This is a genomic window from Sphingomonas faeni, assembly GCF_040407505.1.
GTDB lineage: Bacteria > Pseudomonadota > Alphaproteobacteria > Sphingomonadales > Sphingomonadaceae > Sphingomonas > Sphingomonas faeni_E.
In genome coordinates, this window is sequence record NZ_JAPZPQ010000001.1 from 1,177,454 (window position 1) to 1,203,739 (window position 26,286).

26 protein-coding genes and 1 pseudogene are annotated in these 26,286 nt (G+C 63.5%); 15 read left to right on the top strand and 12 right to left on the bottom strand.

The genetic code is table 11. From position 1 onward, the window contains the following. Nucleotides 1–19: 19 nt before the first annotated feature. On the bottom strand, nucleotides 20–1,057 hold the full coding sequence (locus O6X71_RS05305; protein WP_353464800.1) for a LacI family DNA-binding transcriptional regulator: 1,038 nt from the start codon (nucleotides 1,055–1,057) through the stop codon (nucleotides 20–22). A gap of 98 nt (nucleotides 1,058–1,155) precedes the next feature. Here O6X71_RS05305 and O6X71_RS05310 point away from each other — a divergent pair, with 98 nt between their 5' ends. From O6X71_RS05310 to O6X71_RS05335, 6 genes are all read left to right on the top strand, one after another. Beyond that, on the top strand, nucleotides 1,156–2,646 hold the full coding sequence (locus O6X71_RS05310; protein WP_353464801.1) for a UxaA family hydrolase: 1,491 nt from the start codon (nucleotides 1,156–1,158) through the stop codon (nucleotides 2,644–2,646). Continuing rightward, nucleotides 2,643–3,539, top strand: coding sequence for a hypothetical protein (locus O6X71_RS20940; protein WP_435368445.1), 897 nt, complete (start codon nucleotides 2,643–2,645; stop codon nucleotides 3,537–3,539). The genes O6X71_RS05310 and O6X71_RS20940 overlap by 4 nt, the downstream gene beginning before the upstream one ends. After that, nucleotides 3,512–4,084 carry a hypothetical protein gene (locus O6X71_RS05320; RefSeq protein ID WP_435368454.1) on the top strand — a complete coding sequence of 191 codons (573 nt, stop codon included), beginning with the start codon at nucleotides 3,512–3,514 and terminating at the stop codon, nucleotides 4,082–4,084. Before O6X71_RS20940 ends, O6X71_RS05320 begins: the two co-directional genes overlap by 28 nt. A gap of 73 nt (nucleotides 4,085–4,157) precedes the next feature. Continuing rightward, the gene (locus O6X71_RS05325; protein WP_353464804.1) at nucleotides 4,158–4,952 is read left to right on the top strand and encodes a 2-keto-4-pentenoate hydratase; all 795 of its coding nucleotides are present in this window, start codon (nucleotides 4,158–4,160) and stop codon (nucleotides 4,950–4,952) included. 24 nt (nucleotides 4,953–4,976) lie between these two features. Continuing rightward, on the top strand, nucleotides 4,977–6,296 hold the full coding sequence (locus O6X71_RS05330) for an MFS transporter (protein WP_353464805.1): 1,320 nt from the start codon (nucleotides 4,977–4,979) through the stop codon (nucleotides 6,294–6,296). Between the two features lie 145 nt (nucleotides 6,297–6,441). Then, entirely contained in the window at nucleotides 6,442–10,227 is a 3,786-nt protein-coding gene (locus O6X71_RS05335) for a LamG-like jellyroll fold domain-containing protein (protein WP_353465073.1), read from the top strand. Between the two features lie 207 nt (nucleotides 10,228–10,434). Here the strand turns inward: O6X71_RS05335 and O6X71_RS05340 are convergent, their stop codons facing one another. Continuing rightward, a complete protein-coding gene (locus O6X71_RS05340; protein WP_353465085.1) occupies nucleotides 10,435–10,920 on the bottom strand; it encodes a hypothetical protein in 486 nt (161 codons plus the stop codon). Between O6X71_RS05340 and O6X71_RS05345 the strand changes: the two genes are divergently transcribed. Together O6X71_RS05345 and O6X71_RS05350 are read left to right on the top strand one after the other, a co-directional pair. Continuing rightward, nucleotides 10,831–11,832, top strand: a complete 1,002-nt coding sequence (locus O6X71_RS05345; RefSeq protein ID WP_353465074.1) for a DUF885 family protein — start codon at nucleotides 10,831–10,833, stop codon at nucleotides 11,830–11,832. The genes O6X71_RS05340 and O6X71_RS05345 overlap by 90 nt on opposite strands. A 333-nt stretch (nucleotides 11,833–12,165) precedes the next feature. Beyond that, on the top strand, nucleotides 12,166–12,657 hold the full coding sequence (locus O6X71_RS05350) for a recombinase family protein (protein ID WP_353465075.1): 492 nt from the start codon (nucleotides 12,166–12,168) through the stop codon (nucleotides 12,655–12,657). A 260-nt stretch (nucleotides 12,658–12,917) separates the two neighbouring features. On the opposite strand, the gene O6X71_RS05355 is transcribed toward O6X71_RS05350, so the two are convergent. Both O6X71_RS05355 and O6X71_RS05360 read right to left on the bottom strand, forming a co-directional pair. Continuing rightward, nucleotides 12,918–13,184, bottom strand: a complete 267-nt coding sequence (locus O6X71_RS05355) for a hypothetical protein (protein ID WP_353464806.1) — start codon at nucleotides 13,182–13,184, stop codon at nucleotides 12,918–12,920. Nucleotides 13,185–13,248: 64 nt separating this feature from the next. Beyond that, nucleotides 13,249–13,835 (bottom strand): annotated as a pseudogene (locus O6X71_RS05360) (ferritin-like domain-containing protein). Nucleotides 13,836–13,909: 74 nt separating this feature from the next. Between O6X71_RS05360 and O6X71_RS05365 the strand changes: the two are divergent. Both O6X71_RS05365 and O6X71_RS05370 read left to right on the top strand, forming a co-directional pair. Then, the gene (locus tag O6X71_RS05365) at nucleotides 13,910–14,197 is read left to right on the top strand and encodes a hypothetical protein (protein WP_353464807.1); all 288 of its coding nucleotides are present in this window, start codon (nucleotides 13,910–13,912) and stop codon (nucleotides 14,195–14,197) included. A gap of 5 nt (nucleotides 14,198–14,202) precedes the next feature. Then, on the top strand, nucleotides 14,203–14,493 hold the full coding sequence (locus tag O6X71_RS05370; protein ID WP_353464808.1) for a hypothetical protein: 291 nt from the start codon (nucleotides 14,203–14,205) through the stop codon (nucleotides 14,491–14,493). Between the two features lie 101 nt (nucleotides 14,494–14,594). Here O6X71_RS05370 and O6X71_RS05375 read toward each other — a convergent pair whose 3' ends face one another. Both O6X71_RS05375 and O6X71_RS05380 read right to left on the bottom strand, forming a co-directional pair. Next, the gene (locus tag O6X71_RS05375) at nucleotides 14,595–14,747 is read right to left on the bottom strand and encodes a hypothetical protein (protein WP_353464809.1); all 153 of its coding nucleotides are present in this window, start codon (nucleotides 14,745–14,747) and stop codon (nucleotides 14,595–14,597) included. A 360-nt stretch (nucleotides 14,748–15,107) separates the two neighbouring features. Then, nucleotides 15,108–15,392, bottom strand: coding sequence for a hypothetical protein (locus tag O6X71_RS05380; RefSeq protein ID WP_353464810.1), 285 nt, complete (start codon nucleotides 15,390–15,392; stop codon nucleotides 15,108–15,110). A gap of 102 nt (nucleotides 15,393–15,494) precedes the next feature. Here O6X71_RS05380 and O6X71_RS05385 point away from each other — a divergent pair, with 102 nt between their 5' ends. Continuing rightward, nucleotides 15,495–15,776: a hypothetical protein gene (locus O6X71_RS05385; protein ID WP_353464811.1), complete on the top strand. Its 282-nt coding sequence runs from the start codon at nucleotides 15,495–15,497 to the stop codon at nucleotides 15,774–15,776. A 20-nt stretch (nucleotides 15,777–15,796) separates the two neighbouring features. Here the strand turns inward: O6X71_RS05385 and O6X71_RS05390 are convergent, their stop codons facing one another. From O6X71_RS05390 to dctA, 3 genes are all read right to left on the bottom strand, one after another. Next, entirely contained in the window at nucleotides 15,797–17,296 is a 1,500-nt protein-coding gene (locus tag O6X71_RS05390) for an alginate export family protein (RefSeq protein WP_353464812.1), read from the bottom strand. Nucleotides 17,297–17,390: 94 nt separating this feature from the next. Continuing rightward, on the bottom strand, nucleotides 17,391–18,554 hold the full coding sequence (locus tag O6X71_RS05395; protein WP_353464813.1) for a mandelate racemase/muconate lactonizing enzyme family protein: 1,164 nt from the start codon (nucleotides 18,552–18,554) through the stop codon (nucleotides 17,391–17,393). Between the two features lie 33 nt (nucleotides 18,555–18,587). Beyond that, entirely contained in the window at nucleotides 18,588–19,904 is a 1,317-nt protein-coding gene (dctA, locus tag O6X71_RS05400) for a C4-dicarboxylate transporter DctA (protein WP_353464814.1), read from the bottom strand. Between the two features lie 163 nt (nucleotides 19,905–20,067). Here dctA and O6X71_RS05405 point away from each other — a divergent pair, with 163 nt between their 5' ends. Continuing rightward, a complete protein-coding gene (locus O6X71_RS05405) occupies nucleotides 20,068–21,006 on the top strand; it encodes a LysR family transcriptional regulator (RefSeq protein ID WP_353464815.1) in 939 nt (312 codons plus the stop codon). On the opposite strand, the gene O6X71_RS05410 is transcribed toward O6X71_RS05405, so the two are convergent. The 3 genes from O6X71_RS05410 to O6X71_RS05420 form a co-directional block, all read right to left on the bottom strand. Then, nucleotides 20,987–21,730, bottom strand: coding sequence for an NADPH-dependent F420 reductase (locus O6X71_RS05410; RefSeq protein ID WP_353464816.1), 744 nt, complete (start codon nucleotides 21,728–21,730; stop codon nucleotides 20,987–20,989). The two genes, O6X71_RS05405 and O6X71_RS05410, sit on opposite strands and share 20 nt — an antisense overlap. A 68-nt stretch (nucleotides 21,731–21,798) precedes the next feature. Further along, nucleotides 21,799–22,515, bottom strand: coding sequence for a nitroreductase (locus O6X71_RS05415; protein WP_353464817.1), 717 nt, complete (start codon nucleotides 22,513–22,515; stop codon nucleotides 21,799–21,801). Between the two features lie 53 nt (nucleotides 22,516–22,568). Beyond that, nucleotides 22,569–23,876 (bottom strand): NtaA/DmoA family FMN-dependent monooxygenase, encoded by a 1,308-nt coding sequence (locus tag O6X71_RS05420; protein ID WP_353464818.1) that lies wholly within the window; start codon nucleotides 23,874–23,876, stop codon nucleotides 22,569–22,571. 138 nt (nucleotides 23,877–24,014) lie between these two features. Here O6X71_RS05420 and O6X71_RS05425 point away from each other — a divergent pair, with 138 nt between their 5' ends. The 3 genes from O6X71_RS05425 to O6X71_RS05435 all read left to right on the top strand — a co-directional run bounded on the left by O6X71_RS05425 (nucleotide 24,015) and on the right by O6X71_RS05435 (nucleotide 26,280). Further along, nucleotides 24,015–24,620: a TetR/AcrR family transcriptional regulator gene (locus O6X71_RS05425; RefSeq protein WP_353464819.1), complete on the top strand. Its 606-nt coding sequence runs from the start codon at nucleotides 24,015–24,017 to the stop codon at nucleotides 24,618–24,620. 392 nt (nucleotides 24,621–25,012) lie between these two features. Continuing rightward, the gene (locus O6X71_RS05430; protein ID WP_353464820.1) at nucleotides 25,013–25,435 is read left to right on the top strand and encodes a hypothetical protein; all 423 of its coding nucleotides are present in this window, start codon (nucleotides 25,013–25,015) and stop codon (nucleotides 25,433–25,435) included. Further along, complete coding sequence (locus O6X71_RS05435; protein ID WP_353464821.1) at nucleotides 25,432–26,280, top strand: hypothetical protein; 849 nt, start codon at nucleotides 25,432–25,434, stop codon at nucleotides 26,278–26,280. The genes O6X71_RS05430 and O6X71_RS05435 overlap by 4 nt, the downstream gene beginning before the upstream one ends. The last annotated feature ends 6 nt before the right edge of the window (nucleotides 26,281–26,286 follow it).

Below are 26,286 nucleotides of genomic sequence, written 5' to 3' on the forward strand. Positions count from 1 at the left end.
GCGATTTAGGCTCAGCGTATCAAGTCTCCGCATCGGCCGGCGGCGAGACCGACGCGCGTCGTATGAGCGTCGAAAGGAACAGCGAGGGCTCCTCGACCATATCGCTGCCGTCCTCGGCGCCCGCAATCAACTTTAACGCGGCAGAGCGCGCCATCGATGCGATCGGCCATCGTACCGTGGTCAGTGGTGGCCAGACGTGCGCGGCGATCGGCGTGTCGTCAAAGCCGACGATCGAGAGATCGCGCGGGATGTCCAGCCCACGTTGCCGCGCGGCGTGAATGATCCCCGCCGCCATCTCGTCATTCGACGAGAAGATCGCGGTCGGCCGCGGCATGACGTCGAGCAACCGCTCTGCTGCGACCAGACCGGACTCGAACGTGTAATTCCCATCCGCGATCATGCTGCGCGGCAAGGCGATTCCGGCTGCAGCCAAGGCATCCTCGAACCCCAGGCGCCGCTCGCGTGCCGAGCGGAATCCGTGCGGCCCCGCCACCAACCCGATCCGGCGATGTCCCTGCTCTATCAGGTATTCGGTTGCGATCCGTACCGCCTCGCGGTCGTTCGACGCGACCATATGCTCGGTATCGTCGATCACGGCCGAGCCCATGCGTACGTAACGACAGCCGATCGAATCGCACAATTTAGCGACCGAGTCATTCTCGCTGACCGGCGGCATCAGCAATACGCCGAACAGCCGCTGCCGCTCGAGAAAATGCCGTAGGTCTTCGAGCATCGTCGCGGAACCTCGATCTAGCGGCCGCACCACCATCTCGAACTCGGTCCCATGCAATGCCTCGAGCATGCCCTGCTGCACATTCAGCACCGTCTGTGCGTTAGGATTGTCGTGTACCAAGCCGATCAGGAAGTTGCGGCGGAGGGCTAGTGCGCGCGCTTGCGGATTGGGAATATAACCGAGTTCGCCGATCACGTCCTCGACTCGCTTGCGCGTATCGTCGTTGAGCAACGGCGATCGGTTGATCACCCGGCTCACCGTCTTTTTGGAGACCCCGGCAATTCGAGCAACGTCGTTGATAGTCGGCTGACCGGTCTTCTGCATCGCAGGGACATAGCCCGGGCCGATCAAGCCGTCTTGCGGAAAAGCTGTCGCCATAGCATAATGCTGACACCGGTTACCGATATACATAAGAGGATGCGATGGCGAAGGCTCTGAGGGTCGATCCGCGCGACGGCGTGGCGACACTGCTTCACGACGCGCTGGCGGGCGACGTCGTGACGGTCGGCGAGGGCGCCGAAGCCGGCAGCCTTCTGCTTACTGCGGATATCGGGCGCGGTCACAAGGTCGCGCTCGCGCCGATCGCAGCTGGTGATCCGGTCGTCAAATATGGCTTCCCGATCGGCACCGCGACGCAGCGGATCGCCCCCGGCGCGCACGTCCATTCGCACAACCTCAAGACCGGCCTGGAAGGCACGCTCGCCTATCGGTTCGATCCGGTCGACACTGCGTCGAGGGCCATTGCATCCACGACGACCTTCGAAGGCTATGTTCGCGCCGACGGGAGCGTCGGTACGCGCAACGAGATCTGGATCCTGTCGACCGTCGGCTGCGTTGCGCGCACAGCCGAGCGCATCGCCGCCAAGGCCGCCGCGCTGGTCGGTGACAGTGTCGACGGCGTCCACGCCTTCACGCATCCGCATGGCTGTTCGCAGCTTGGCCAAGATCTGGAGGGGACGCGAACCATCATGGCGAGCCTCGCCTGCCATCCCAATGCCGGCGGCGTGCTGATCGTCGGGCTTGGCTGCGAAGAGAACCAGATCAGGGCGTTGCTGGCGACTATCCCGACGTCGCGCCACGGCATGATCCGGACGCTGACGACGCAGGCCAGCGGCGACGAGATCGCGGAAGGCTGCGCGCTCGTTGCCGAACTCGCCGCGCTGGCGAGGGCCGAGCGCCAGACGGTCGGCCTCGACAAGCTTGTCCTCGGGGTCAAATGCGGCGGATCGGACGGGCTGTCGGGCCTTACCGCGAACCCGCTGGTCGGCCGGATGAGCGACCGCGTGACGTCGGCTGGCGGCCGCGTGCTGGTCACCGAAATCCCCGAGATCTTTGGCGCCGAACAGATGCTGATGAACCGCGCGGCGAGCGCGCCCGTGTTCGACCGGATCGTCGACGTCGTGAACGATTTCAAACGCTACTTCCTCGATCACGGCGAGACGGTGTCGGAGAACCCATCCCCCGGCAACGTCATCGGCGGTATCACCACGCTCGAGGAAAAGTCGCTCGGCGCCGTCCAGAAAGCGGGTCGCGCCGCGGTTGCCGACGTGATCGATTATGGCGCGCGGGTCCGGATCGACGGGCTGACGCTGTTGGAGGCGCCGGGCAACGACGCGGTCTCTTCGACGGCCCTGGCGGCGGCGGGGGCAACTGCGATCCTGTTCACGACCGGTCGCGGGACGCCGCTAGGCTTCCCCGTGCCGACGATCAAGATCGCGTCCAACACCGACCTCGCCACACGCAAGCCCGGTTGGATCGACTTCGATGCGGGCGCGGTGCTGGAAGACGGCTTTCCGGCGACCGAAGACGCCTTGCTGGCGCGGATCATGGAGGTTGCATCAGGCGGCGAGACCGCTGCGGAGCGCAACGGCGAACGCGAGATCGCGATCTGGAAACGAGGCGTAACGCTGTGAACCGACTGTCTCTTGCCAGCCTCCCTGCCCTGCCCGCATCCGTCCGAAGCCCCAACACACGGTCCGTTAGCGGCGTCGGCATCGTCCATTTCGGCCCCGGCGCGTTCCACCGCGCGCACCAGGCGGCCTATATCGACGATTTGCTCACACACGATCCTCGCTGGGGGATCGCCGCGGTTTCGATGCGGACGCGCGGCACGATCGATGCACTGGCCGAGCAGGACGGCCTCTATACGCTGGTGATCCGTGACGCCGATCCGTCGCTGCGCGTGATCGGTGCGCACCGCCGCTTCCTGGGGCCGGAGGACGCGGCGGAGACCCGCGCGCTGCTTGCCGACCCGGCAGTCGCGCTGGTGACGACGACCGTGACGGAAAAGGGCTATTGTCTCGCGGCCGATGGCACGCTCGATATGACGCATCCCGATATCGTCCACGATCTTGCCGGAACGCGCGTTCCGCGCAGCGTCGTCGGCTGGTTGATCGCCGGTCTGGCTGCCCGCCGTACCGCGGGCGTCGCGCCCTTCGTGCCGATGCCGTGCGATAATCTAGCGAGCAACGGCGCCAAGCTGCACGCCGCGCTGGTCGCCTTTGCCGGGCGTAAAGACGCATCGCTCGCAGACTGGATCGCGGGCGAAGTCCGCGTTCCGTCGACGATGGTCGATATCTATCATGCCGGCGAGCGACACCGCGCTCTACGCCGATGTCGCCGCAACGCTCGGCGTCGAGGATCGGGGGGGCGGTTCAGCGTGAATCATTTACCCACTGGGTCATCGAGGACATCGGACGCCCTCTCGGCCCCGATCTCGCCAGCGTCGGCGCGACCGTCACCAACGACGTCAGCGGCTATGAGAAGGCCAAGCTGCGGATCCTCAACGGCGCGCATTCCACGCTAGCCTATGTGGGCTTGTTGCGCGGATCGACCAGTGTCGCCGACGCGATGCGCGACCCGGAACTGGCCGCGTTCGTCGACGCGATGATCGTCCGCGACATCATCCCGATGCTGCCCCCCGTCCACGGCCTCGACATTCAGGACTATCGCGCAGCCGTCCTCCAACGCTTCCGCAACCCGGTGATCGTCCACCGGCTCGACCAGATCGCGCAGGACGGCTCGCAGAAGCTCCCCTACCGCCTCGGCGACACGCTGATCGCCAACCGGCGCGCGGGACGCATGCCGACGCACGTCGTCGCAGCACTCGGCGCCTGGACCGCGTTCCTGATCCGTCGATCGCGCAGTGGACAGCCGATCGTCGACCCCGCCGGCGACAGGCTGGCCATACTCGCATCCGAGGGCAGCGCGGCGGATATCGTCACGCGCTTGGCCGACGAAGCCCTCGGCATTCCTCGCGAAGTGCTTGAAGACGCTGCGCTAATGGCAGCGCTCGGCCACGCCGCGACCGATGCTCACGACGAAAACTGGGGCCCATTGTTCGCGGGCTGAGCAAGTCGACTTGTCAATGACACCGGTTTCCCATACGCTTCGAAAAAATAGAACGACATCACAGGAGGGGTTCTTGGCGGCACAGCCGAACACGACCAACACGACACGGATCGCCCAGACCTTCGTGGAGGCGCGCCGCGACGGTGGCGTCGTTCCCGAATTTCCCGGCGACGTGCCGGTCACGCTTGACGAGGGCTATGCCGTGCAGGACGCGGCGCTGCTGCTCGCGGACGGCGTCGTGGCGGGCTGGAAGGTTGGTCGGATCAACCCGCCGCTCGACGGGATCGACCGCCTGACCGGCCCCATTTTCGCCGATCAAATCGTCATGGCCAGCGTTGATCCGGTCGCTATGCCGGTGTTCGCGCAAGGCTTTGCCGCAGCGGAGGCCGAGTTCCTGCTCAGGATCGGCACTGCGCCAGACCCCGCCAAGTCGACCTACACGATCGACGAAGCCCGCGCGATGATGGACGCGGTGCATGTCGGGATCGAGATTGCGAGTTCGCCCTTCCCAGGCATCAACGCCCTCGGGCCGACCGTCACAGTGTCCGATTTCGGCAACAACAATGGGCTAGTCGTGGGTGCAGATGCCGACGGGTGGCGCGACGGCGACATCAACGACTGGCCGGTCGAACTGTGGATCAACGACGCCTTGATCGGTGCCGCGACGAGTGCGACGATGCTCGACGGGCCGTTCGGTGCGGTACGCTATCTGCTCGAACATATGGCGGCGCGCGGGATTGCATTGTCGCCGGGACAATGGGTTTCGACCGGCGCGGTCACCGGCGTCCATCCGGTTGCGATTGGCGACCGGGTCGAGGCGCGTTTTGACGGACGGTTCGCCGTCCACTGCACCATCAAGGCCCGCTAGAGGCTGTCTTTAGGAGAGAAGCCAATGGCGAGTATGAACATGCCGGAGGTGGGCGCGGCCAAGGCGAACGGCGCGGTCGGTGACGCAGGGATAGGCGGCAAGATCGGCCGCTATCGATGGCTGATCTGCAGCCTGTTGTTCGCCGCGACTGCGATCAACTATGTCGACCGTCAGATGATCGGCGTGCTGAAGCCGACGATTTCCGCCGAACTTGGCTGGAACGAGACGACTTATGCCGACGTGATCTTCTGGTTCCAGGCTGCCTATGCGATCGGCTATTTGAGCTTTGGCCGGATCGTCGACGTGCTCGGCGCGCGGATCGGTTATTCGGTGGCGTTCGTGATCTGGACGCTCGGGCATACGCTGTGCGGGTTTGCTGGCAACGCGTTCCAGTTCTCGGCGGCACGCGTCGTGCTCGGCCTGGGCGAGGCGGGCAACTTTCCCGCGGGAATCAAGGCTGTCTCGGAGTGGTTTCCGGCCAAGGAGCGCGCGTTTGCGACCGGCGTGTTCAACGCGGGCGCCAATATCGGCGCGGTGATCACGCCGCTAATCGTGCCGATCATCACGATCGCGTTCGGCTGGCGGATGGCGTTCATCATCACCGGTGCAATCAGCCTGATCTGGCTCGTCGCGTGGATCGCCATCTATCGCCGTCCGCGCGAAGTGGTGAAGCTATCGCCTGCCGAGCTTGCGCATATCGAGAGCGATCCGGCGGACCCCGCCAAGAAGATCGGCTGGCTCAAGCTGCTCGGCTACCGCGAGACCTGGGCGTATGCGCTGGGCAAGTTCCTTATCGATCCTATCTGGTGGCTGTTCCTGTTCTGGACGCCCGATTTCCTCGCCAAGACCTATCATCTCGATCTCAAGAGCTTCGGCCCGCCGCTGGTCGCGATCTACCTCCTCTCCGACGTCGGCAGCGTTGCGGGCGGCTGGTCGTCGTCGAAGCTGATGAAGCGCGGCCACTCGGCCAATTTCGCACGGAAGATCACGATGCTGGCGTGCGCGTTCCTGGTGATGCCGATCTTCTTCGCGCAATATGTCGACAACCTCTGGCTTGCAGTGGGGATCGTCGGACTGGCGACGGCGGCGCACCAGGCGTTTTCGGCGAACCTCTACACGATCCCGTCGGATATGTTCCCGCGCGGCGCGGTCGGGTCGGTGGTCGGGATCGGCGGCACGGTCGGCGCGATCGGCGGCATGATGATGGCCAAGTTCACCGGCTACGTCCTGCAGACGACGGGAAGCTATACGCTGATCTTCGCCGTCGCCGGCAGCACGTATCTGATCGCGATCATCGTCGTTCATTTGCTCTCGCCGCGCTTGGCTAGGGTGAACGCGGGCTAGATCTGCCCTTCCTTGTTCTCCCGCGAAGGCGGGAGCCCAGACTGGGTCCCCGCCTTCGCGGGGAAACAAACTTTGGACGACGAACACCTGGCCAAATCGCTCAATGTCGATTGGCCGTTAGGAGAGAGACGTGAAGCGTTCGACGATGACGTCAGTCCTGGCCCTCATGGTCGCGCAAGTCACACCTGCCGTTGCGCAGGACGCGACCGGGCTTCTCTTCCGCGCCTCCGCCGACAAGAGCCTCACCGCCGACTACGCAGCCGGCGACCCTGTCCCCAACTTCCGCAGCGGCGTCGACATCACCCCGGATGGCGCGATCGGCGGTGCCGCACGTTGGGCGGACGACGGTTACGTCGCGTGGAAGGCCCCCGGTAACATCCGCGGCGACCGCGGCACGCTCGCTTTCTTCTGGCGTGCCCGCACACCCGTCGGCGAGGCCCCGTTCGTCATCTTCCGAACCGGGTTCGCAGATCATTCGAGTTGGGACATGGCGTTCCTGCGGATCGACTGGAACGGCCACGGCTTCGACGCCTTCGTCACTGACGCGAATCTCTCGCGCATCCGCGTCTCGTGGACGATCCCGCGAGCGCCAGCCACTGACGCATGGTCGCACATCGCGTTCGCCTGGGACGAGACCGTTGGCGTGCAACTCTACGTCGACGGTAAGCTGGTCGCGCGAAAGGACCAGAAGGCCGATCTCGACAGCGGCCTCGACCAGTTCGGCCTCGCCGGGCGCGTCGTGTCGCCGCACCAGGTCCAAAGCCGCTACAATTTCATGCGCGGATCGGACCTCGACGAGATCCGCGTCTACGACCGCATTCTCCCCGCCACCGACGTCGCATCGCTCGCGGAAAAACGCGAACCGTCCCTCGCCTCCGCGACCGACCCGACCGCCAGACGCGCTGCATGGCTCCACCGCTACGGCTGGGACAAGTCCACGCCACCGGTGCTCGACGCCCCCGTCACCCGAGTCCGAAAAGTCGAGTTCGCCGACGCTAAGGACCTGAAGCAATGGATGTGGAAAGGCGTCGACGGCATCGCCGAGACGACCTGGCCCGGCGTCTACAACCGCTCTCGCCTGCCCGGCCGCGACGATTATTTCGAGCTGCCCGACTGGAACACCTATGTCGAAGGCGGCAAGCGCTACGACCTGACCATCCCGCTGGGCGAACGCGTCAACCGCGTCGAGATCCGCGGCGCGGCGTACGGCCGTCTAGACTGGAGCGACGGAACCAAGCCCGTCCAGATAGCCACCCGTGCGCAAGGCGTAGTCCGCAGCGTCGACCAGTTCGCCCTCCGCACCGGCGGCACGCTCAGCTTCACGAACACGATGCAGGAGCAACCGATCCAGGAACTCTGGGCCTATGACATCGGCGCAGGCGCGGAACCCGCCGGTAACTTCAAGCTCTCCTATACCGTCGACGCAGCTGCCTCTCCCAACCTCGCCGCCCTCGCGCCCCTCAATACCTACATTGCCGGCCGGTTCGCGCCCGATGAACGCAGTACCGTCGTCGCCATGCCCTCAGCCGGCCTCAAAGCGGCCGTCGGCGCCGGCACTGGCGGCGCATCCGGCGCCCCGGTCCGCCGCGAAAACGCCGCCCCGATCGTCCACATCCTGATCCCGGCGAGCTTTGGCGACGCGCTTCCCGACCGCCCGCTAGCTCGCGCCTTCGACTACGGCTGGCAGAACCTCAACGACGGCCTCGACGGCATCGCGATCGACATCCCCGCGCTGAAGGCTAGGCCCAACGCCGCCGGCCTGATCGCGCTCAACATCCGCGTGCAGGACCCGATCTGGCCCGGCCGCGACATGCTCGACCTCTCCGTCTCGGTCCGCCCGAACGAAGCGCGCACGCTCTGGCTCGACCTGCGCGACCGCATCCTCCCCAACGACAGCCTGTACCTGACGATCGCCAGCGCAGCACCGGACTTCGACGCCACCGCGCTCAACGGCGCCAAGATTCGCCTCGTCTTCAAACCCCGCACCGCCGCCCTGCCCGAGCACATCGCCGACCGCATGGCGCAGGTGAAGGACAATTGGGGCTTCCTCGTCGAGGAGCATACCGCGTCGAAACGCGCCGGCCTCTACCAGCGCCTGTTCGCCGACATCTCCGACCTGCTACGCGTCGACCCCGACAATGCGCGCGCCCGCGCCTATTGGGCCGACATAAACTATCGCCCCGAAAACCTGCCGACCTTCGCCCAACCGATCGCCCCCGCCGAAGTCCCCCTATGGGCCTTCCGCCAGCTCGAAGACCTCAAGCGCGTCCGCCAGTTCGTCACCTGGTGGATCGACGAGCGCCAAGTCCCCTATGGTGATTTCGGCGGCGGTATCTCCGACGACACCGACCTGACGCAACAATGGCCCGGCCTCGCGCTGATGGGAGTCGAACCCGACAAGATCAACGCCTCACTCCGCGCGCTTTCCGACGCGGTCTACAAGAACGGCATGATCGTCAACGGCCTCGGCTACATCACCGCCGACGAACTCCACGCGTATGAGGAGGGCCTCAACAGCAACGCCGAGCGCCTCTACCTCAACTGGGGCGAGCCCAAGGCTGTCGAGCGCCTGATGGAAAACACGCGCGCCCTCCAGACCGTAATTCTCAAGAACCCCGCCGGCCACATGCACTTCGCCAGCAACTGGTATGGCGGGCGGAAAATGTACCGCGAGGGCGCGTGGGAATGGCAGAAGCCGTATGCCTTCACCGTCATGCATGGCCCGATGCTGGTCGGCCTATACAACGCCAACCCGCTCGCCCGCGGGCTCGTCACCGGCGTGATCGACGGCTGGATGGCGCACGGAAAACAGGATCCGGACGGCAGCTGGAGCTACCCTAACGAGATCAACTGGCGCACCGACGCCGAGCGCACCGGCGACGGCGGCGGGATCACCACGTCGCTCCAAGCGACCTGGGCCGCATGGCGCTACACTGGCGACGCGAATTACCTCCGCCCGATCGAAGCACGGCTCGCGAAAGCCGGCCCCGGCGCGCTGGCCGAATTCAACGAGAACGCCTTCGATGCCCTCCCCGGTGGCGCCGCAGCCCGGACCAAACTCGCGGCCAGCAAGTCCGAAGACCCGTTCGCGCGCTACACCGCGTGGACCGCGACCGGCGACACCACGCCGTTGGAAGCGCTTCACGCCGACGCGATCGCCGACAAATCGCAGCACATGGACATGTACACCGAGGGCCATTGGTGGAGCGACCGCGTCGACCAGCCGAGTGAGATCCTGCAACGCGAACGGCTTGGCGGCGTGGCACTCCGCCGCAACCAGAGCTGGCCCGGCAACACGGTAAGCTGGCGCTTCGCCGAGCCGGGAGCGGCTGAGCGAGTGGCGATCCTGCTGCCCGGCGCCACGCCCACGAAGTTCCGGGTGATCGCCTACAACACCACCGATCACGCCCAGCGCGCGACGATGTCCACCTGGACCGTCACCGCCGGTCGCTGGTCGATGCAGGCGTCGAGCAGCACCGACAGCGGCAAGACGCTCGCGCCAATCCGGGCTGCGCAGACCATGACACTCGAACGCAGCGCTGCTACCGACGTCGCGTTCGCACCGGGCACGACGGTGATCGACTTCGCGCTCGTCGAGCCGGGTACCCCGGTAGACGAGCGCGCTGACCTCGGCATCGGCACGGACGACGTGATCGTAAAGGGTCGGAGCGTAACGGTCACCGTCCACAGCCTCGGCGCGAAGGACGCAACGGGCGGCCGTGCGGAACTGATCGACGCGACGGGCAAGGGCGTCGCCGCCACGCGCATCCCCCCGCTAGCCGCCCCGCTCGATCTCAAGCCCAAAACCGCAACTGTAAAGCTTGCGGTCCCGGCGCGGCTCGATCCCGCGACGCTGACCGTCCGCGTCGCGCTTATCGGAGACGAGCCCGAGATCACCCAAGCCAACAACCGCGTCTCGCTGCAACGATGATGCGCGCCCGATGACGGTTCCCGAATCATGCAACGCCTGCTCTGCCCAGAGCCAGGGTAAGACCGACCCCACCCCGTTCGTGCTGAGCGAAGTCGAAGCACACGCTTCCCAGGGTTCACCGTTCGCTCAAGACGCTCGGAGGGGCATAGGATGACTCCAACCCGCAGGAGCATACTCGCCGGACTGGCTTCAACAGCCTTCGTCCGCTCAAACGGCCGCGCCCAATCCGTCCCGCTCCTTCGCCAAGCCCTCGACGCAGCCGCAGCGACCGATCCAGACGAAGCACTCCGCCTGCTCGCCCCCTTCGACCCACACGCCTTGCAACCCGGTGACCGCCTCGATCTGACGACCGCGCGCGCCGGTCTGGCGATCGACGCCGCTATCGCCCGGTCCACGTTCGGCCGCACCGGACGCAGCCCCTACCGCGTCACCCCTACGACCGGCGCGTGGAAGGCAGCACGTCCGGATCAAGCCAGGATCGACGCAGACACCACCGCGATCCTCGCCGACGCCGAAACCGACATCGTCCTTCCCCGCCTGTCTCTCGATCGCACGGTCGACGCTCTGCGGACGGCGCTCCCAAATCCCGCGATCGAACGACAGATCGCCGCGCTCGAAAGTCTCCGCGACACCGCCCCGTCCGCTCCCGGAGTCGGACGCTTCAGGGGCGGCGCGGACTGGTACGCTCTCCAACTGCAACGCTCGCTCGGCACCATGACGCCGGCCTATGCCGAACGCCGGCTTCTCGTGGAATTGAACCGCCTCCACGCCCGCGCCCAGCACCTGTTCGACCAGATCGGCGCATCCAGGGGGACGGTCGCAGCACGCTATGCCAAGCTCTGGCAGGACGAGCGCTTTCTGTATCCTGACACCGACGCTGGTCGCGCCGAGGCAATTGGCGACATGAACCGCATGCTCGCCACCGCGCGAGCAAAAATCCCGACGGCGTTCGACGCGCTCCCTCCATGGTGCCTGAACGCCAGCGCCCGCGCGTTATCCGCGCAAGAGATCGCCGCCGGCCGCGGCGGCTATCGAGAGGTCCCGACTCCGATCCGCGCCGGCGCCTATGTCGTCGATCTCAAGGACATCCGCCGCCGTCCACGCTGGACGCTCCCGAGCGTCGTGGCGCACGAACTGCTCCCCGGCCACATGATCCAGCTCAGCCTGGAGGGTGCCACCCCGCCTCACCCCCTCCGCATCGAATACGCTGCAGCGTTCGTCGAAGGCTGGGGCATTTACGCCGAGCAGGTCGCCGAACGGGCCGGCGCCTACACCGATCCCCACGACGCACTCGGCCACATTCACTGGCTCCTGTTCCGCGTCGCCCGCGCACTCGTTGATCTCGGTATCCACCTCCACGACTGGTCGATCGAACAGGCCCGCGAACGCCTCACCGAATGGCAAGGCGAACCCGCCTATTTCGCGCCGTTCGACATCGAGCTGGCTCGCATCCCCCTTGAACCAGGTACTCGCGTGGCAGAGGCGATGGCTTGGCTGGCAATTGCCGACAACGGCCGCAATAAATTGGCTACCTACTATCATCGCAAGATACTATTGTTGGGACGAACGCGATTTGATTTATCTACTTACAATGGAGAAGTTTGATTTTTCCATCAACGAACGCAAGTTTGCTTATCTAGAAACATCAGGTCGCTACCAATAAAGGTAGGCTGCCATCTTGACGACCTTCGTTCCGGATCCAGGAAGCACGAATGAAGGAAAGATGAAGCGGTGTGCGATATATGCGCGGTATTCGACGGACAAACAGGACGTGCAGTCGATCGAGACCTAGCTGATGATGTGCCGGCGCGACGTCATGCGCCAGGGTTAAGGAGGTGCTCCGCTTCACAGACGCGGCGGATTCGGCCGCTACGATGCACCGCCCCGGTATGAAAGCACTGCCAGCAGCCGTTGCGGCAGGCGGCGTTGACATTGTCTATGCCGACGCGAAGTGTCGCGCAGTCAGGCCGATATCGCGATATTGTTCGATCGTCTCAGGTTTCGCGGCATCATCCCGGCGACGCGCAGGAAGGCGTAGTCACGCTGCTGCACATCGGCATAATCGGTAGCATCAACGCAGAGCAGTTGAGCGCTACCAGCGACAAGACGCGCGATGCGCTCGTGCGAGGTCACGCGATGGGGAAGAATCCCGGTGGGTCTGCCTACGGCTACGAAAAACGCATCGAGCACCACGGTAATGGCGAACGCATCCGCGGCTTGCAGCAGATCGTGCCCGCCGAGGCGGCGGTCGTGGTGCGGATTTTCGAAGACTATGCCGCGGGACTGTCTCCCATCACCATCACGAGGCGGCTAAATACCGAGGGTGTATCGTCGCCGCGTAGCAATTGCAGCACGCGGTCCGCTAGCTCGAACGACCGATCCTACCGTAGGGCTATTCCGGGCAGGAGCGGCTCGCCACGCTGTTCCTGAAGAACGAGTCCGAGACGAATTTTGCCGATCCGCGACTCGCTCTCGCACAGACAGGCGTCAACGCAACAATGCAGTTATCACGGGACCGCGGCGACAGAGCGCGCGGCGTTACCGCGCAAGGGGAAGCCGCGCGCCAGCGTATCGCAGATAGTATCAGAACCGGTGGGACGCTTGACGTGGGCGTCGGTGGTCGCGTCCAGGACCGCAAACCTGTGCCCCCTGCCCCCGACAAGGGGAGCAGTGACCTAGTAGGGGAAGCTTCAATGCTCGTGGGAGTGCCGGTCTTCGGCCGGCGTGTAGTAGCGCGCGATATCCGCTTCGGTGAGCGCGTGACCGCTCGATTCTTCGACGAGCGCGGCGATTTCGCCATCGGTCTTCCCAGCGTCGCGCAGCTGCTCGATCTCGTCGCTGACCATGTTGATAAAGTCGGGGACTGGAAACCGTTCCTCACCCAGGCCCAGCGCATCGCGCTTGTGCTTTTGCGCCCGCAAGGCTTCGGGAAGCGTGAATGCGACATCATCGGCCATCGACCGTGCCTTTCATGGAAGCCGGAAAATGATCGGGGGATAAGGCCCCCCGACACCGAAACGCTTATGCGGTGACCGCTTTCGCCTTGGCGTTCAAGCTCGACGTTGCCATCGCCGTCAGCTTGTCGTCGGTCGCATATTTCTCGTCGAGCGTCTCTTTCAGGATCGCCGCGATATCGGCGCGGCCGAGCTGGTTCGCCCAGGCGATCAGCGTCCCGTACCGGGTGATCTCGTAATGCTCGACGGCCTGTGCCAACGCGATCAGCGCGGCATCAAGCACCGCCTTGTCCTCGACCTCACCGGCGACTTCGTTGCTTCCTTGATGATGCCGTCGATCGCCGGGCAGGTCACCGCCTTCGCCTTCTCACCGAGCAGGTCGAAGATGCTCTCGAGGCGCGCGATCTGCCCTTCCGTCTCAGGCAGATGTGTTTCGAAACCCTGCTTCAGGGCTGACGCCGTCGCCTTGTCGACCATCTTCGGCGAGACCTTGGTGATCCGGTTTTCTGCGTAATATACGTCCTGCAACTGGTGCAGCAACAGGTCTTCGAACGTCACGATGTCTTTGGAAAGCAGGCCCATGATAGTGTCCTCGCTGAGCGGACAGCCGCAAAGCAAACTGGTTGGCACCGCCGCAACGCGCCGCCTGGGCATGGCCCGGGCGGACGTAGAACATGCCCGATCGCCTGTGCTATTCTAGCCGTTGAACCCCTGTAAGGTGACTGACAATGACAGAAGCGACATGGGGCGAAAGCGCCAAGACCCCTGACATCAATTGGCGGATGAGTGCGTCGCTGGAAAACGTGCCCCGCGGTAAAACCGATATCGCCGAGGTGACGAACCTCGAGCGAGCCGTGCGGGATTGGGTAAGGCTGGATCCTGAACATAAAGAAGCGGCAACCTTGACCACGGATCATGCCGTTCAGATCGAAGGGGTTTCCAGTACGACGTTCACTGGCGAAGCCATCGCAGCGCTCGCCGAGCACCTGCCGCCCACTCCAACCGTAGAGGAGTAATTACTATGGCGAAATCCAGCGTTCGGTTCGAGCGCGGTGACGGATATTGGGTGGCGGAGCGTGATAGCATCGGCTTCACCGGCACGACCGACTTTGGCCCCGTCGAATTTCTGATCACTAGCGAAGCGTTGGCCGAGATGCTGAACCCCGAGCTGGAAGGAATTGATCCGGAAACTGCGGCCGAGGTCTTCATCGAGTTCGAAAGCGACATTCACGGCATCGCCCAACGTGAGTTTGTGAAACGCCTGGGTGGCGAGCCACCGATCCTGCTGACCACTGCAGATTTAGCGCTTTAGCGCAGAGGCACGTTTGCAATCTGAGCCCGTTATTGGTCCGGAGCAGGTTAAGCTCCGGACCCACATCGGCAGTATGGGCCGCCCCCTTGTCTTTCCTCGACTCATTCTTTCTGCGCGTCCTCTAAATCGCTTGGCTCTTGTTCGTCAGCGATTGGTTTATCCTCAAGGGTATCTTCCCGCCCGTTGTTGTCGTCCGGTAGTTCGTTGACGTCGGACTCAAAACCAGGTTCTTCGGCTTGCGGGGTGGTGACCATCGTCGCTCTCCTTCAGAAAAACTAAATGATTGAATAAACCACTCGGTTGCGAACCAGCGGACGATACCGGGCACCCGCCAGCGAGCGCTCGCGTTACCGTCCCTGACGAATTCGATGATGGTGTAGCTTCAGAGGACAGATAGCCGAATGCACTCACACCCGCACATTCGCGCACCCTTCCCCCGCTTCCCAACTTCAGACGCTCATTCCTCTCCGCACTGATCTCTATCCAGGTGCGATTTTCCAGCATCAATGTCGTGATGAGGAAGGAGTGCGGACCGCCCGCTCACGGAAACGCCGATGACGATAACAGCTGGTAAGGGTTGACTGATGCGCCGGGGAATAGAACGGTAAAAAGCTTTATTCGGCGGCGTCGGGTAGGAGCAGCAACTCGCCAGGTTCTACGGAGAGACTGGCCTCGCGCAGCACCGCCGATGGAACGCCTGGGTCTTTGCACCACGCCATGAGAGCGACCGCAAGCGCGTTGAGGGTGTTCGGCCCTTTTTGCACAAGCAGCTTGTCGATGACGACCTGAACGATGAGAGATGTGGCGAGTGCAAACAACTGCAGAACGAGGGAAGCGACGAGCACCCCCCGATCAGCACGCGATGTCCCGTTTTTCTTAGGCTCGATCCCGATCGCCATTCGTTTGGGCAAATTAAAGCGAACGGTGCTAGGATATTTTCTCATATCCAGGTCGTTCGCGTCGCGAACGCAAGGTTCAGAGGTGTAACGGGTTACGGTAACATGAGTGATCAAAAGCATGGTGTAGCAGTGCCGGCACGCCTGGTCCCATATCCTTCTTCCATAAGTCCTGAAGCCCGGACTAGTCTTGCACGTCTGGTGGGCGAGGATGACAAGCCGCTCAACGCGTCTTACACGATGCCCTTGCCGGAAGATCATGCGGGCTGGATGGCGATCAAGGCGGCGGCTGATGGGCAGTACGCGATGGCAGTTAAAAAGCTTGCCGGGACGCCCTTTCCGGCCCCCAACTTCGGCCGTTCGTTAATGTGCTTTGAAGCGGTTTGAGACGCGCGTCCCGAGGCCTCTCAAAATCGAAAACTAGCCCATAGAGCCGCGTAAGACGAGTCCCGGTAACCCGCAGTCTCCAGCCCACCTTTGGCGAAAGCGTGTTCCAACCGTCCGGTCAGCGACAGGCGAGGACTGACAGTCCAGATCGCTTGTAGCCGGGCGACGTCGACGGTCCGGCGACCACCGGTGCCGGCCGTACCGGCGAAAGGCGTGCCGTTCGATCGATAGACCGCATCGCTCGTCGTCTCGCGCCAGGTGAACTGGTACTCGCCGGTCACGCGGACCGTCTTGGCAGGCGAGACGGTCAGGCTGGGCGCGATGGCGATGAGGTTGGTCGGGGTCAGATAGCCCTGATAGCTGTAGTAGATGTTGTTGCCGTAGGGCGCGAAGGCGGTCTTCAGCTTGCCCTGCCCATCGGCGCCTCCCCCCGTCGCATAGTCGAAGTGGAGACCGAGGCGCGGCGCGGTGTTGGCTTTGCCAAGGCGGTACGTCCCGGCCAGCAGAACCTGCCACGCATCGAGATCCCGGCCGCCATAGCTGCCGCCCTGATGGTTGGCCGTCCAGTCGATCGTGACGGGGCCGGCATCGCCCCAGAGATGAGCGCCGACATAGGTTCGCTCTTCGCGGGCCGTTTCGGTTCCCCATGTCGCCTCCCGGTTGCGCAGTCGCCAGACGAACGGGTCGAGATACAGCTTCGAGCCACCGAACAGATGCTTCGGAAGGACGATGCCGGCCGTGACGCCGCTGAACCGGCGGCCCCAGTCGATCGGATCGTCGCCGATGCCGCCGTTGCCATAGGTCGTGTAGTAGAGATCGAACACGTCTGCTCGCAGCGTCGATCCGCGCGCCCAAGCCCGCACGCCGGTCAGGCTTGTCTGCACCGTGTTGTTGTCGCGGTTCGCCAGCAGCAGGTTCGAGCCGTCGATGAACACCTGCCGGCCGATGCGGGCGCCGACGTCGGTCTGGCCGACTTGCCACGTGCCATCGACGAACGCTTGCTGAACGAGCAGCTTGTTCGACAACGTGCCCGAGGGCGAGCCAATGTTCTTGCCATCCATAGGCCCGCGCGCGAGTTCGCCGTATGCGCGGAAATGTTCGCCCAGATGGAGGTCGGCGCCGAGGAAGATGCGGTAGCTGTCCTGGCGTTGATGCTCGGACTTGCGGCCTTGCGGGTTAGAGAAGTAGTTCACGCGCGCGCGCAGTTCGCCCGACAGGGTCAGGTACACGTCGTTCGATCCTATGGGGATGTACTTCAGGCTGTCGAAAATGTCGTTGCGCTTGGCGGGATCGCGCATGCTGCGCCAATCCTCGGCCCAGCGCAGCGGATTGTAGCCCTGCTGCGTGTTGCCGTCGCCGGCAGCCGCGTCAGGGTATGGGGTCGCGACCGGTGTCGCCGGCACCTGCGTGTTCTGCGCCTCGACCTGAGACGGAGGCCGCTCCTGTGCGGAAGCGTGGTGCGTGGCGCTCAGGCCTACGATCGCAAGGCCGCAGCCCTGCAGTAGCGATAGCCGGTTCATGCCGTACCTCTCCGCCGACTGGTCGATGCCAAGCCGGTCCTATGTCTGCTGGAGGGATCGGCAGGGTGGCATCGTGCCACCCTGCCGATCCGTGTCATTCCGCGAGTTCGCGCATCACCTTGATGAGGTCGGACTTACCCTCGAAGCCGATGCCGGGAAGTTCGGGCATGGTGATGTGGCCGTCGATGACCTTCACGCCATCCGGGAATCCACCATAAGGCTGGAACAGGTCCGGATAGCTCTCATTGCCGCCAAGCCCCAGGCCGGCCGCGATGTTGAGCGACATCTGGTGACCGCCGTGCGGAATGCACCGCGACGGCGACCAGCCGAACTGCTTCAACACGTCGAGCGTGCGCAGATACTCGACCAGCCCGTAGGACAGTGCACAGTCGAACTGCAGCCAGTCGCGATCCGGGCGCATACCGCCATGGCGCAGCAGGTTACGCGCGTCCTGGTGCGAGAACAGGTTTTCACCCGTCGCCATCGGGCCCGGATAATATTGCGAGATCGCCGCCTGCAGCGAGTAGTCGAGCGGATCGCCGATCTCCTCGTACCAGAACAGCGGGTATTCACGCAGCATCTTGGCGTAGGCGATGCCCGTCTCGAGATCGAAGCGGCCATTGGCGTCGACCGCCAGCTGCGCTTCAGAACCGATCTCGTTCAGCACGGCTTCGATGCGGCCACGATCCTCCTCGATCGAAGCGCCACCAATCTTCATTTTCACGATGTTGTAGCCGCGATCCAGATAGCCGCGCATCTCGGCGCACAGTGCGCTGTTGTCCTTGCCAGGGTAGTAATAGCCGCCCGCCGCGTACACGAACACGCGCGGATCGGCCTCACGGTCGTGGCGCTCGGCGAGCATGCGGAACAACGGCTTGCCCTCGATCTTCGCGACCGCATCCCAGATCGCCATGTCGAGCGTCCCGACCGCGACCGAGCGCTCGCCGTGGCCGCCGGGCTTCTCGTTGGTCATCATCACCGCCCAGATCTTGTGGGGGTCCAGATTGTCGCGCGCATCGTCGAGCAGGCTTTCCGGTGCCGCTTCGAGGATCCGGTCACGGAACCGCTCGCGGATCAGTCCGCCCTGGCCATAGCGACCGTTGGAATTGAACCCGTAGCCGACGACGCGCTTGCCGTCGCGAACGACGTCGGTGACGACCGCGACCAGGCTCGCGGTCATCTTGCTGAAGTCGATATAGGCGTTGCGGATGGGGGACGAGATCGGCTGGGTGATCTCGCAGACGTCGATAATACGCATGATTGCTCCTTTTGGATCGATGATTGTGGGTGGTCAGGAATGGGTCTCGGTGGGGCCGGCGGGATGAAGGGTGATGCTGCGTGGCACCTCGCCCTTCTGCTCCGCGATCACGGTCCGCACCGTCTCGGCATCGAGCGCGCCCTCCCATTTCGCGATCGCGATCGTGGCGACGCCGTTGCCGATGAGATTGGTGACGGCGCGCGCTTCGTTCATGAAACGGTCGACGCCGAGGAGCAGGACGAGCCCCGCTGCCGGGATGTCGGGGAAGGTGGACAGCGTGGCCGCCAGCGTGACGAAGCCACCGCCCGCAACGCCCGCCGACCCCTTCGAGGTCAGCAGCAGCACGCCGAGGATGACGATCTGGTGCCACAGCGTCAGCGGCGTATTCGTCGCCTGAGCGATGAAGATCGCCGCCATCGTCAGGTAGATGCACGTGCCGTCGGCGTTAAAGGTGTAGCCGGTCGGCAAGACCAGTCCGACCACCGGCTTGGCAACGCCGAGGCGCTCCAGCTTCGTCATCATCCGCGGCAACACCGCTTCCGTCGAGCAGGTAGCAAAAGTGACGAGTAGCTCGTCCTTAAAGTAGCGGAAGAATTGCAGGAGCGGAAAACCGGCCCAGCGCGCGACGCTGCCGATCACGAACACGACGAAGATGATCGAAGTGAGATACACCGCGAGCATCAGGTGGCCGAGTCCCCAGAGCGAGCCGAGGCCATGCTTGCCGATGGTGTAGGCGACGCCCGCCCCCGCGCCGATCGGCGCCAGCTTCATGACCATCCCGACGATCCGGAACAGCGTCTGCAACAGAGACTCGATCACCGCCATCAGCGGCTCGCCGCGCTTGCCGATCGAGACCAGCGCATAGCCCATGAGCACGGCGATCAGGATGATCTGCAGCATCGCGCCCTGTGCGAAGGCATCAGCCATCGTTTTGGGAATGATGTTCAGGAAGAAATCAACGACGCCGTGCTGCTCGCCGGCCGTCGGCTGATATTTCGCGATGCCGCTGGCGTCGAGCGTCGAGACGTCGATGTTCATCCCCACGCCCGGCTTCATCACGTTGACGACCACCAGGCCGATCACCAGCGCGAGCGTCGATACGATCTCGAAATAGATCAGCGCGCGCACGCCGATGCGCCCGACCTCCTTCACGTTGCCCATCTTCGCGATGCCGAGCACTACGGTGCCGAAGATGATCGGCGCTAGCAGCATCTTGATGAGCTTGATGAAGGCATCGGCAAGCGGCTGAAGCGAGACGGCTATGTCGGGGAACATAACCCCGATGAGTGCACCGATAGCGATGCCGATCAGTACCTGGATGTATAACTGGCCTAGAAGGCGTCGCGCCATGGCTTCTCTCCGGCTCTCTCGCTAAAACGACTTTTCTTTTTTTCTGCGAGCGTTCTCGACGCTGTGGCCGTCGCGATCAAATGCCGATGTGGTTGCCGGTTATGCTCGATCGGCATAAATGCATTGTGCGTTCTGATGTTTGGACCGCAAGTGAGGACGAGCCGTGCAACTGGATTGGCTGGAAGACTTCCTTGCGCTCGCCGAGGAACGCAATTTCTCGCGCGCGGCGCAACGTCGCAACATCACGCAGCCCGCTTTCGGCCGGAGAATCCGAGCGCTGGAGCAATGGGTCGGCGCTGCCCTGTTCACGCGTACGACGGCGGGCACCACGCTCAGCCCTGCCGGCGAGATGTTCCAAGGCTATATCCAGGTATCGGTACGCGACCTGTATCGCGCACGTGCCGCAGCGCTGGAAGTCGTGGATCAGGCGGCGTCGGTCCTCACGGTCGCGGCAACGCACGCGCTGTCGTTCACGTTCTTCCCGCATTGGATCGTCGAGCACGCGCCGCACGAGCCGATCAACTTGAAGTCCGACAGCATGCAGGCGTGCGAGCGGATCATGCAGCGCGGGGAAGCCTCCTTCCTGCTCTCGCATCATCATCCGCTCCTGCCGACGTCGCTCGACACGCAGGATTTCCTGCGCGTCGAAGTGGGCGAGGATCTGCTCGTGCCGTTGTGCCAGCCTGACGATACCGGCGCGCCACGATGGACACTGGACTCCCCCGAGGTGCCGTACCTGGCCTACAGTTCGGAATCCGGCCTGGGCGGAATCCTGAAGGCGGATTGGGAGGCCCGTAGCCTTGCCCCCCGCCTCGAAATGGTGCTGCAATCGAGGCTTGCGGCCGCGCTGCTATCGATGGCGATCGACGGGCGCGGTGTTGCCTGGGTGCCGCTCTCGCTGGCCCAGTCGGCGCTCGGATCGGGCAAGGTCGTGCTGGCTGCCGATGATATGTATTCGACCAAGATTGCGATCGCTCTCGTCCGGCCGGCTATATCGTTGTCGAAGGTGTCCGAGGCGCTGTGGGCATCAGCCTGCGAACCTGCCAGTTCGAAGGGGGGCTGCACCGCCCCCCTCTCCCACATCATCCCTGAGCCGCAGTGACCTCACGGTTACGGGCTACGATCTGATCGTGGCTGAGCGGAGTCTTCGTCTCCATAAACTGCTTGATCAAAACGTCGCGATCGACCGGCGCCCTTGCCTTGTCCGCAGCAGACACTGCGACCTGAAGCTCGGGCAAAGTCAGCTCGGTGCAATAGGCTGGCGTTCCCGGCTGCTGGTGCCAAGAGTGCGCAAGGTCGCCGGCATCCAGCGCATCGAAGCCGGTCTCGTCCACAAGACCGCGCGCGACAGCCATCGCATGCGCATCATCGGCCGCAACGGGAATGGCGATCCGACGAGCCGTTCCGGTCGGCGTACCGCCATTCGCCAGCGTCTCGGCAAGAACTGCGTTGAACGCCTTTACCACCGGCCGGCCGAGGTGCTCGCTGACCCAGACGCTCTCTGGCTTGCCGTTGTCGACGTCCGCGATGTTGCCGTCGCGCATCGGATAATAGTTGGACGTGTCGATCACGACCGTGTCGGCGGGCACATCGATAAAAACACCGGCGACATCTGGTATCTTCGCAAACGGGATCGAAAGGATGATCACAGCGACATCCTTGACCGCGTCCTTCGCAGCGACCGGGACAGCGCCGACTTCCGCTGCCTTATCGCGAACGGCTTCAGGTCCTTTTGACCCGGCAAGCTTCACCGTGTGTCCCGCCGCGGCGAACTTCCGCGCAAGCGTGGCGCCAATGTTTCCCGCGCCGATAATGCCGATCTTCATGGTGATACCTTCCAAATATTATTTGAGCTTCGCCTGCGCGACAGCGACGTCTTGGCGTTCGAGGTCGATTAACCGTGGAAATGCACGCTGTCGGCGACTGGTACGCGGTCCATCCGCATCCGATTTCCCGGCGCCGTTTCGTCGGGATAGCCGAACGATATGCCGAACAGCATCTTCATCTCCGCGGGGATGCCGAGAACCTCACGGATCGTACCTGCGTAAAAACCTAGTGACGTCTGTGGGATACCGCCCAATCCTCTGGCCGCCAGCGACAGCAGGAATGTCTGGCCATACATGCCGATGTCGCCGGCTGTTCGCACGTTGTCACCAAAGGACGGCATGAACAGCAGCGCGACCTGCGGTGCGCCAAAGAACGAAAGGTTGAGCGCGGCCGCACGACGCCGCCCCTCCTTGTCCTCGCGCATGACGTTCATCGCCTCGTAATAGGCCTTGCCCTGCGCGTTCTTGCGCTCGTCGTAGCAGCCGTAGAACGCACCCATGTCGAACGAGAAATCGGGCGAAAAGTCCGCCGCATCGTTCTTCTCATGCAGTATCCGCGAAAGCTCGGCCAGTTTCGCACCACGGACGATATGCACGTCCCAAGGCTGCGTGTTGCAGTTCGACGGGGCATACTGCGCGTCTTGCAGAACTGCGTCGAGAACGTCGTCGGGAACGACCTTGTCGAGAAACCCGCGATAGGAGCGGCGCGTGCGTGCCGTCTCCTGGAAGGGCAGCGTGCCGTCCGGCGATGTGCCGTTGTCGGAAGCGCTTAGGGTATTGGTCACGGGGTACCTCGTTGATTTTGATGGAACGGAGCCGGAGTTTTTGAGGCCGACAGCTACTGGAGGCGGGGATCCCGGCCATATTGCGCGGGCACGCCAAGATGATCGCGCAGCGTCGCGCCCTGATAGTCCCGGTGGAACAGGCCGCGCTCCTGCAGGATCGGCACCAGCTCCTCGACGAGCGGGGGCAGACCGTCCTCATAGACGTCGGGACACAGCCAGAAACCGTCTGCCGCCCCCGCTTCGAACCAGGTCTGCATATGATCGGCCGCTTCCACCACCGGCCCGACGATCATCGGGTGATAGTCGATGACGCCGTGCGCCAGTACGTCGCGCAACGACCAGCCTTCGCTTGCTACCTTGAGCGCGTACGTCGAGCGCGGGTCTTGTCGCGACGGACGCGCGGCGGCGAGCTGCGCTTTCGTCAGCGGCTCGCCGAGCTGCGCCGAATCGAGCGCCAATCCGAGCATCTGACCGAGATAGCCGACACGTGGCTCGAAGCTGAAACCCGACATCGCGATCCGGCGGTCGAGCGCCGCACGCCGGTTCGGCGCGATCGTCGTCATAAGGCCAGCGAAAAACTTGATCTCGTCCGGATCGCGACCGGCGCGTTCGGCCGCATCGCGTAGCGCCATCCGCTGCGCTCGGGCGTCTTCCATCGTGAAGACGGCCCCGATCACGCCACTTGCATACCGTCCCGCAACCTCCAGCCCTTGATCGCCTCCACCGGCCTGGAAGATCACTGGCTGCCCTTGTTCGGACGGGGGCAGCGGCAGCGGTCCGCTGGTCGCAAGGTGGCGGCCACGTAGATTGACCGGCTTGATCTTGGCTGGATCGGCGAAACGTCCCGACGCCTGATCGTGCAGCCAGGCGCCTTGCTGCCAACTCCCCCACAGGCCTTGAACGATCTGGACGAACTCGTGCAGCCGTTCGTACTTCTCAGAGCGCGGCGGCAAGGCGCGACCGAAATTGGCGGCGACCATCGGATCGCTCGTCGGCACGGCGTTCCAGCCTGCGCGGCCGTGACTCATCAGATCCAGCGCCTTGAACTGTCGCGCCAGGTTGAACGGCTCGCTGAACGTCGACGACCCTGTGGCCACCAGACCGATCCGTTCCGTCCCGCGCGCGACCGCTGCGAGCGTCATCATCGGTTCGATGTTCAATTGCTGTGCGTCGGTGGCGATGTCGGCTCTCAGCGCCGGAAAGTCGGGCATGAACAGGAACTGGAACTTGCCGCGCTCGGCGAGCTGCGCGTAGCGCACCAGAGTATCGAAGTTGGTGAAGCCAGTGGGATCGACGCCCGGCATGCGCCACGCCCCCGCCTGAGAGCCGTAGCCGTTCCCGAAGACCATGCCGATCAGCATCTGTTTGGACGTAGTGATGTCGCGTTGCTCCCCACGACGAATGATGCCTGTTCCCAGACACCGAAGTCGATTAATGGGGATACTCCCCGCTTACAGGTCAGATATGGGGAGCATCCCCGTTTATCAAGAAAGAATTTCGTGGCGCCATCATCGACCGCTCGCACGCCTCGCAAGGACGCTCAGGAAAATCGCGCGCATATTCTGGTCGTTGCGGGTCAGGCGTTCGACACCGAAGGCATCGATGTATCAATGGATGCGATCGCGAGACAGGCAGGCGTTGGATCTGCGACACTCTACCGCAACTTCCCCAACAAGGATGCCCTTCTCGTTGCCTTGCTGGCCCCGCATCATGACAAATTGATGCAGGAAAAGGCCGCGATAGACCAGGAGGACGGTCATAGCGGTCATAAGCTTCAGCGATGGATCGACGCCCTGGGCCACTGGATGCTCGCTTATGACGGCCTATCAGAGCCGTTGCGTGACGCCTGGTCCACTACGACCTCCCCGCTGAGGCCGACCTGCGCAGACCTGATCGAAACCACCGATCGGTTTTTACGGGATGCGCAGACCGAGGGTTTTGCCCGACCTAACTTTTCAGGCCAAGACGTCTTTCTGGGAGCTTTGGCTATAGCTTGGGCCAGCGGACGATCGACCACGCATCCAGAAACACGCAACGCCCTTCGGAACCTCCTAAGAAATGGATGGGCCGTCTCGTTAGCGGCGCCAAAACTAGACGATGCCTGAGAAATGACGTCCTCATCCGCGGTAGTGGAAAAGTGCCCCCTCTCGACGCCCACAAGCACACGCCCACGCCTCTTCACGCGCTTCCCAACTTCGGATATTGGTTCATCTTTGCGAACAACCGATTTTCAAGCCCGGCTATCCGCTCGCGAATGTCGTAATGGGGAAGGTGATCGGTGGGGCCGCTTTGGGCGCGCGGGCATCACTTAAGGGCCGCTCCAGCGGATGGGCTGCGCCGCACGGCAGATCGGCAGTTTACGCTTCCTTATGGCAATGACGCGGTCTACCTTCTCATCATGCGAGCCACTACGAAGTTGGTCTTGGCGGCCATCTGTTCGACCCTTGTCGGCTGCGGTCCGGCTGATGGCGTAGCGGAGAATTCCGGGGCGGCGACCGTGACGATCCTGGCTTCGGACGCGATCAAGGTGATCGGTACCACTGGAATCTACACCTATGGCGACGGCGGAACGAAGACGGAGATTCGGTTCCCGATTGCCGTGGATCGCGCCGATCCTGTCCTTTACCACGATGTCCAACGGATCGGCGAAGGCGGCGACGTTGTCGCGGTACTCGACAGCTATGGCAGCAGGAACGGTGGGGAGCGTTGCGCCAATGGGCGGGAATCCTGGGTCCGGCTCTTTTCGGTCGCAAAGCGTCGCCTGACCGATTCGATTCCTGTCGAAAGTTGCCTCGATCGACTTGTGGCGGCCGCGCCGCCGGTGACGTGGCATGGTGAAAGCTTCACGATCGGCGGCAAGCAACCGCGTCGGTTCACGATCGTGGAAGGCAGGGCTAAGCAGGACGAGGAGCGGCAATGACCGGGCAGACTGATCAAATCGTCATCGCCGATCGTGAAATGCTTGTTCGGATGTGGTTCGCAGAAGCGGTCGCGACCGGTAAAATGACTCAAGCTACGGCTGACAAGCATTGGAAGGGGTACTCGGACAACTGGCACACGGTCGCCAATTATTTTTCCGTCGCCGACGACGCGATGCTGATCCGCAAGCTGGTGCGGGAAACCGGCATCCGCGGTCGGTGTTACTTCAAGAGCTACAACGGCAAGTTGCACGTCGTGTTCAAGGGATATCCGGGTCTTCGTCGCGTGCTGACCGGATCCAGATACGGCGCTCTCCACGCCAAGGTCGTGGGCCTGGGGATCGGCAAGGCGGGCGTGGCGAAATCCGTCAAAGGCGGAACGATCGTTTCGGTCGTACTGCTGTCCGCATGGAACATCGTCGACTATGTCATTCGTGACGATGCCACGCTGGGGCAGTTGCTGGGTGGTATCGCTGGGGATGTCGGCAAGGCACTGGTCGCCAGCGGTGTGGGCTATGCCGCGGCGTCGGCGGCGGTCGCGCTAGGCATGACGGTCGCGGCAGGGCCGCTGGTGATCGCCGTCGTGGTTGGGCTGGGCGTCGGCTGGGCCCTTGACGCGCTCGATACGAAATATCGCTTTACCGAGCGCCTGCAAAAGCAACTCGATGACGGCATAGCCGAATTGGAGCGGCAGAGGCAGGTACTGGCGGCGCGCGGAAAGAGTACCGCGTTCCATGCCGTCGGAAACATGATCGATCTGATCCGCGATGCTGCAGTTGCCGAAGCCAAGCGACAAATCCGCGACATGTTCTGGAAACTCCTTCCGCGCAATCCGACCCTGCGATGACGCACG

What these genes read in the sequence shown, in the direction of transcription:
- O6X71_RS05305 (WP_353464800.1), bottom strand. Translation starts at nt 1,057, where the DNA reads ATGCAGAAGACCGGTCAGCCGACTATCAACGACGTTGCTCGAATTGCC.
- O6X71_RS05310 (WP_353464801.1), top strand. Translation starts at nt 1,156, where the DNA reads ATGGCGAAGGCTCTGAGGGTCGATCCGCGCGACGGCGTGGCGACACTG.
- O6X71_RS05330 (WP_353464805.1), top strand. Translation starts at nt 4,977, where the DNA reads ATGGCGAGTATGAACATGCCGGAGGTGGGCGCGGCCAAGGCGAACGGC.
- O6X71_RS05335 (WP_353465073.1), top strand. Translation starts at nt 6,442, where the DNA reads ATGACGTCAGTCCTGGCCCTCATGGTCGCGCAAGTCACACCTGCCGTT.
- O6X71_RS05350 (WP_353465075.1), top strand. Translation starts at nt 12,166, where the DNA reads ATGCCGACGCGAAGTGTCGCGCAGTCAGGCCGATATCGCGATATTGTT.
- O6X71_RS05355 (WP_353464806.1), bottom strand. Translation starts at nt 13,184, where the DNA reads ATGGCCGATGATGTCGCATTCACGCTTCCCGAAGCCTTGCGGGCGCAA.
- O6X71_RS05365 (WP_353464807.1), top strand. Translation starts at nt 13,910, where the DNA reads ATGACAGAAGCGACATGGGGCGAAAGCGCCAAGACCCCTGACATCAAT.
- O6X71_RS05370 (WP_353464808.1), top strand. Translation starts at nt 14,203, where the DNA reads ATGGCGAAATCCAGCGTTCGGTTCGAGCGCGGTGACGGATATTGGGTG.
- O6X71_RS05375 (WP_353464809.1), bottom strand. Translation starts at nt 14,747, where the DNA reads ATGGTCACCACCCCGCAAGCCGAAGAACCTGGTTTTGAGTCCGACGTC.
- O6X71_RS05380 (WP_353464810.1), bottom strand. Translation starts at nt 15,392, where the DNA reads ATGGCGATCGGGATCGAGCCTAAGAAAAACGGGACATCGCGTGCTGAT.
- O6X71_RS05385 (WP_353464811.1), top strand. Translation starts at nt 15,495, where the DNA reads ATGAGTGATCAAAAGCATGGTGTAGCAGTGCCGGCACGCCTGGTCCCA.
- O6X71_RS05390 (WP_353464812.1), bottom strand. Translation starts at nt 17,296, where the DNA reads ATGAACCGGCTATCGCTACTGCAGGGCTGCGGCCTTGCGATCGTAGGC.
- O6X71_RS05395 (WP_353464813.1), bottom strand. Translation starts at nt 18,554, where the DNA reads ATGCGTATTATCGACGTCTGCGAGATCACCCAGCCGATCTCGTCCCCC.
- dctA (WP_353464814.1), bottom strand. Translation starts at nt 19,904, where the DNA reads ATGGCGCGACGCCTTCTAGGCCAGTTATACATCCAGGTACTGATCGGC.
- O6X71_RS05410 (WP_353464816.1), bottom strand. Translation starts at nt 21,730, where the DNA reads ATGAAGATCGGCATTATCGGCGCGGGAAACATTGGCGCCACGCTTGCG.
- O6X71_RS05420 (WP_353464818.1), bottom strand. Translation starts at nt 23,876, where the DNA reads ATGCTGATCGGCATGGTCTTCGGGAACGGCTACGGCTCTCAGGCGGGG.
- O6X71_RS05435 (WP_353464821.1), top strand. Translation starts at nt 25,432, where the DNA reads ATGACCGGGCAGACTGATCAAATCGTCATCGCCGATCGTGAAATGCTT.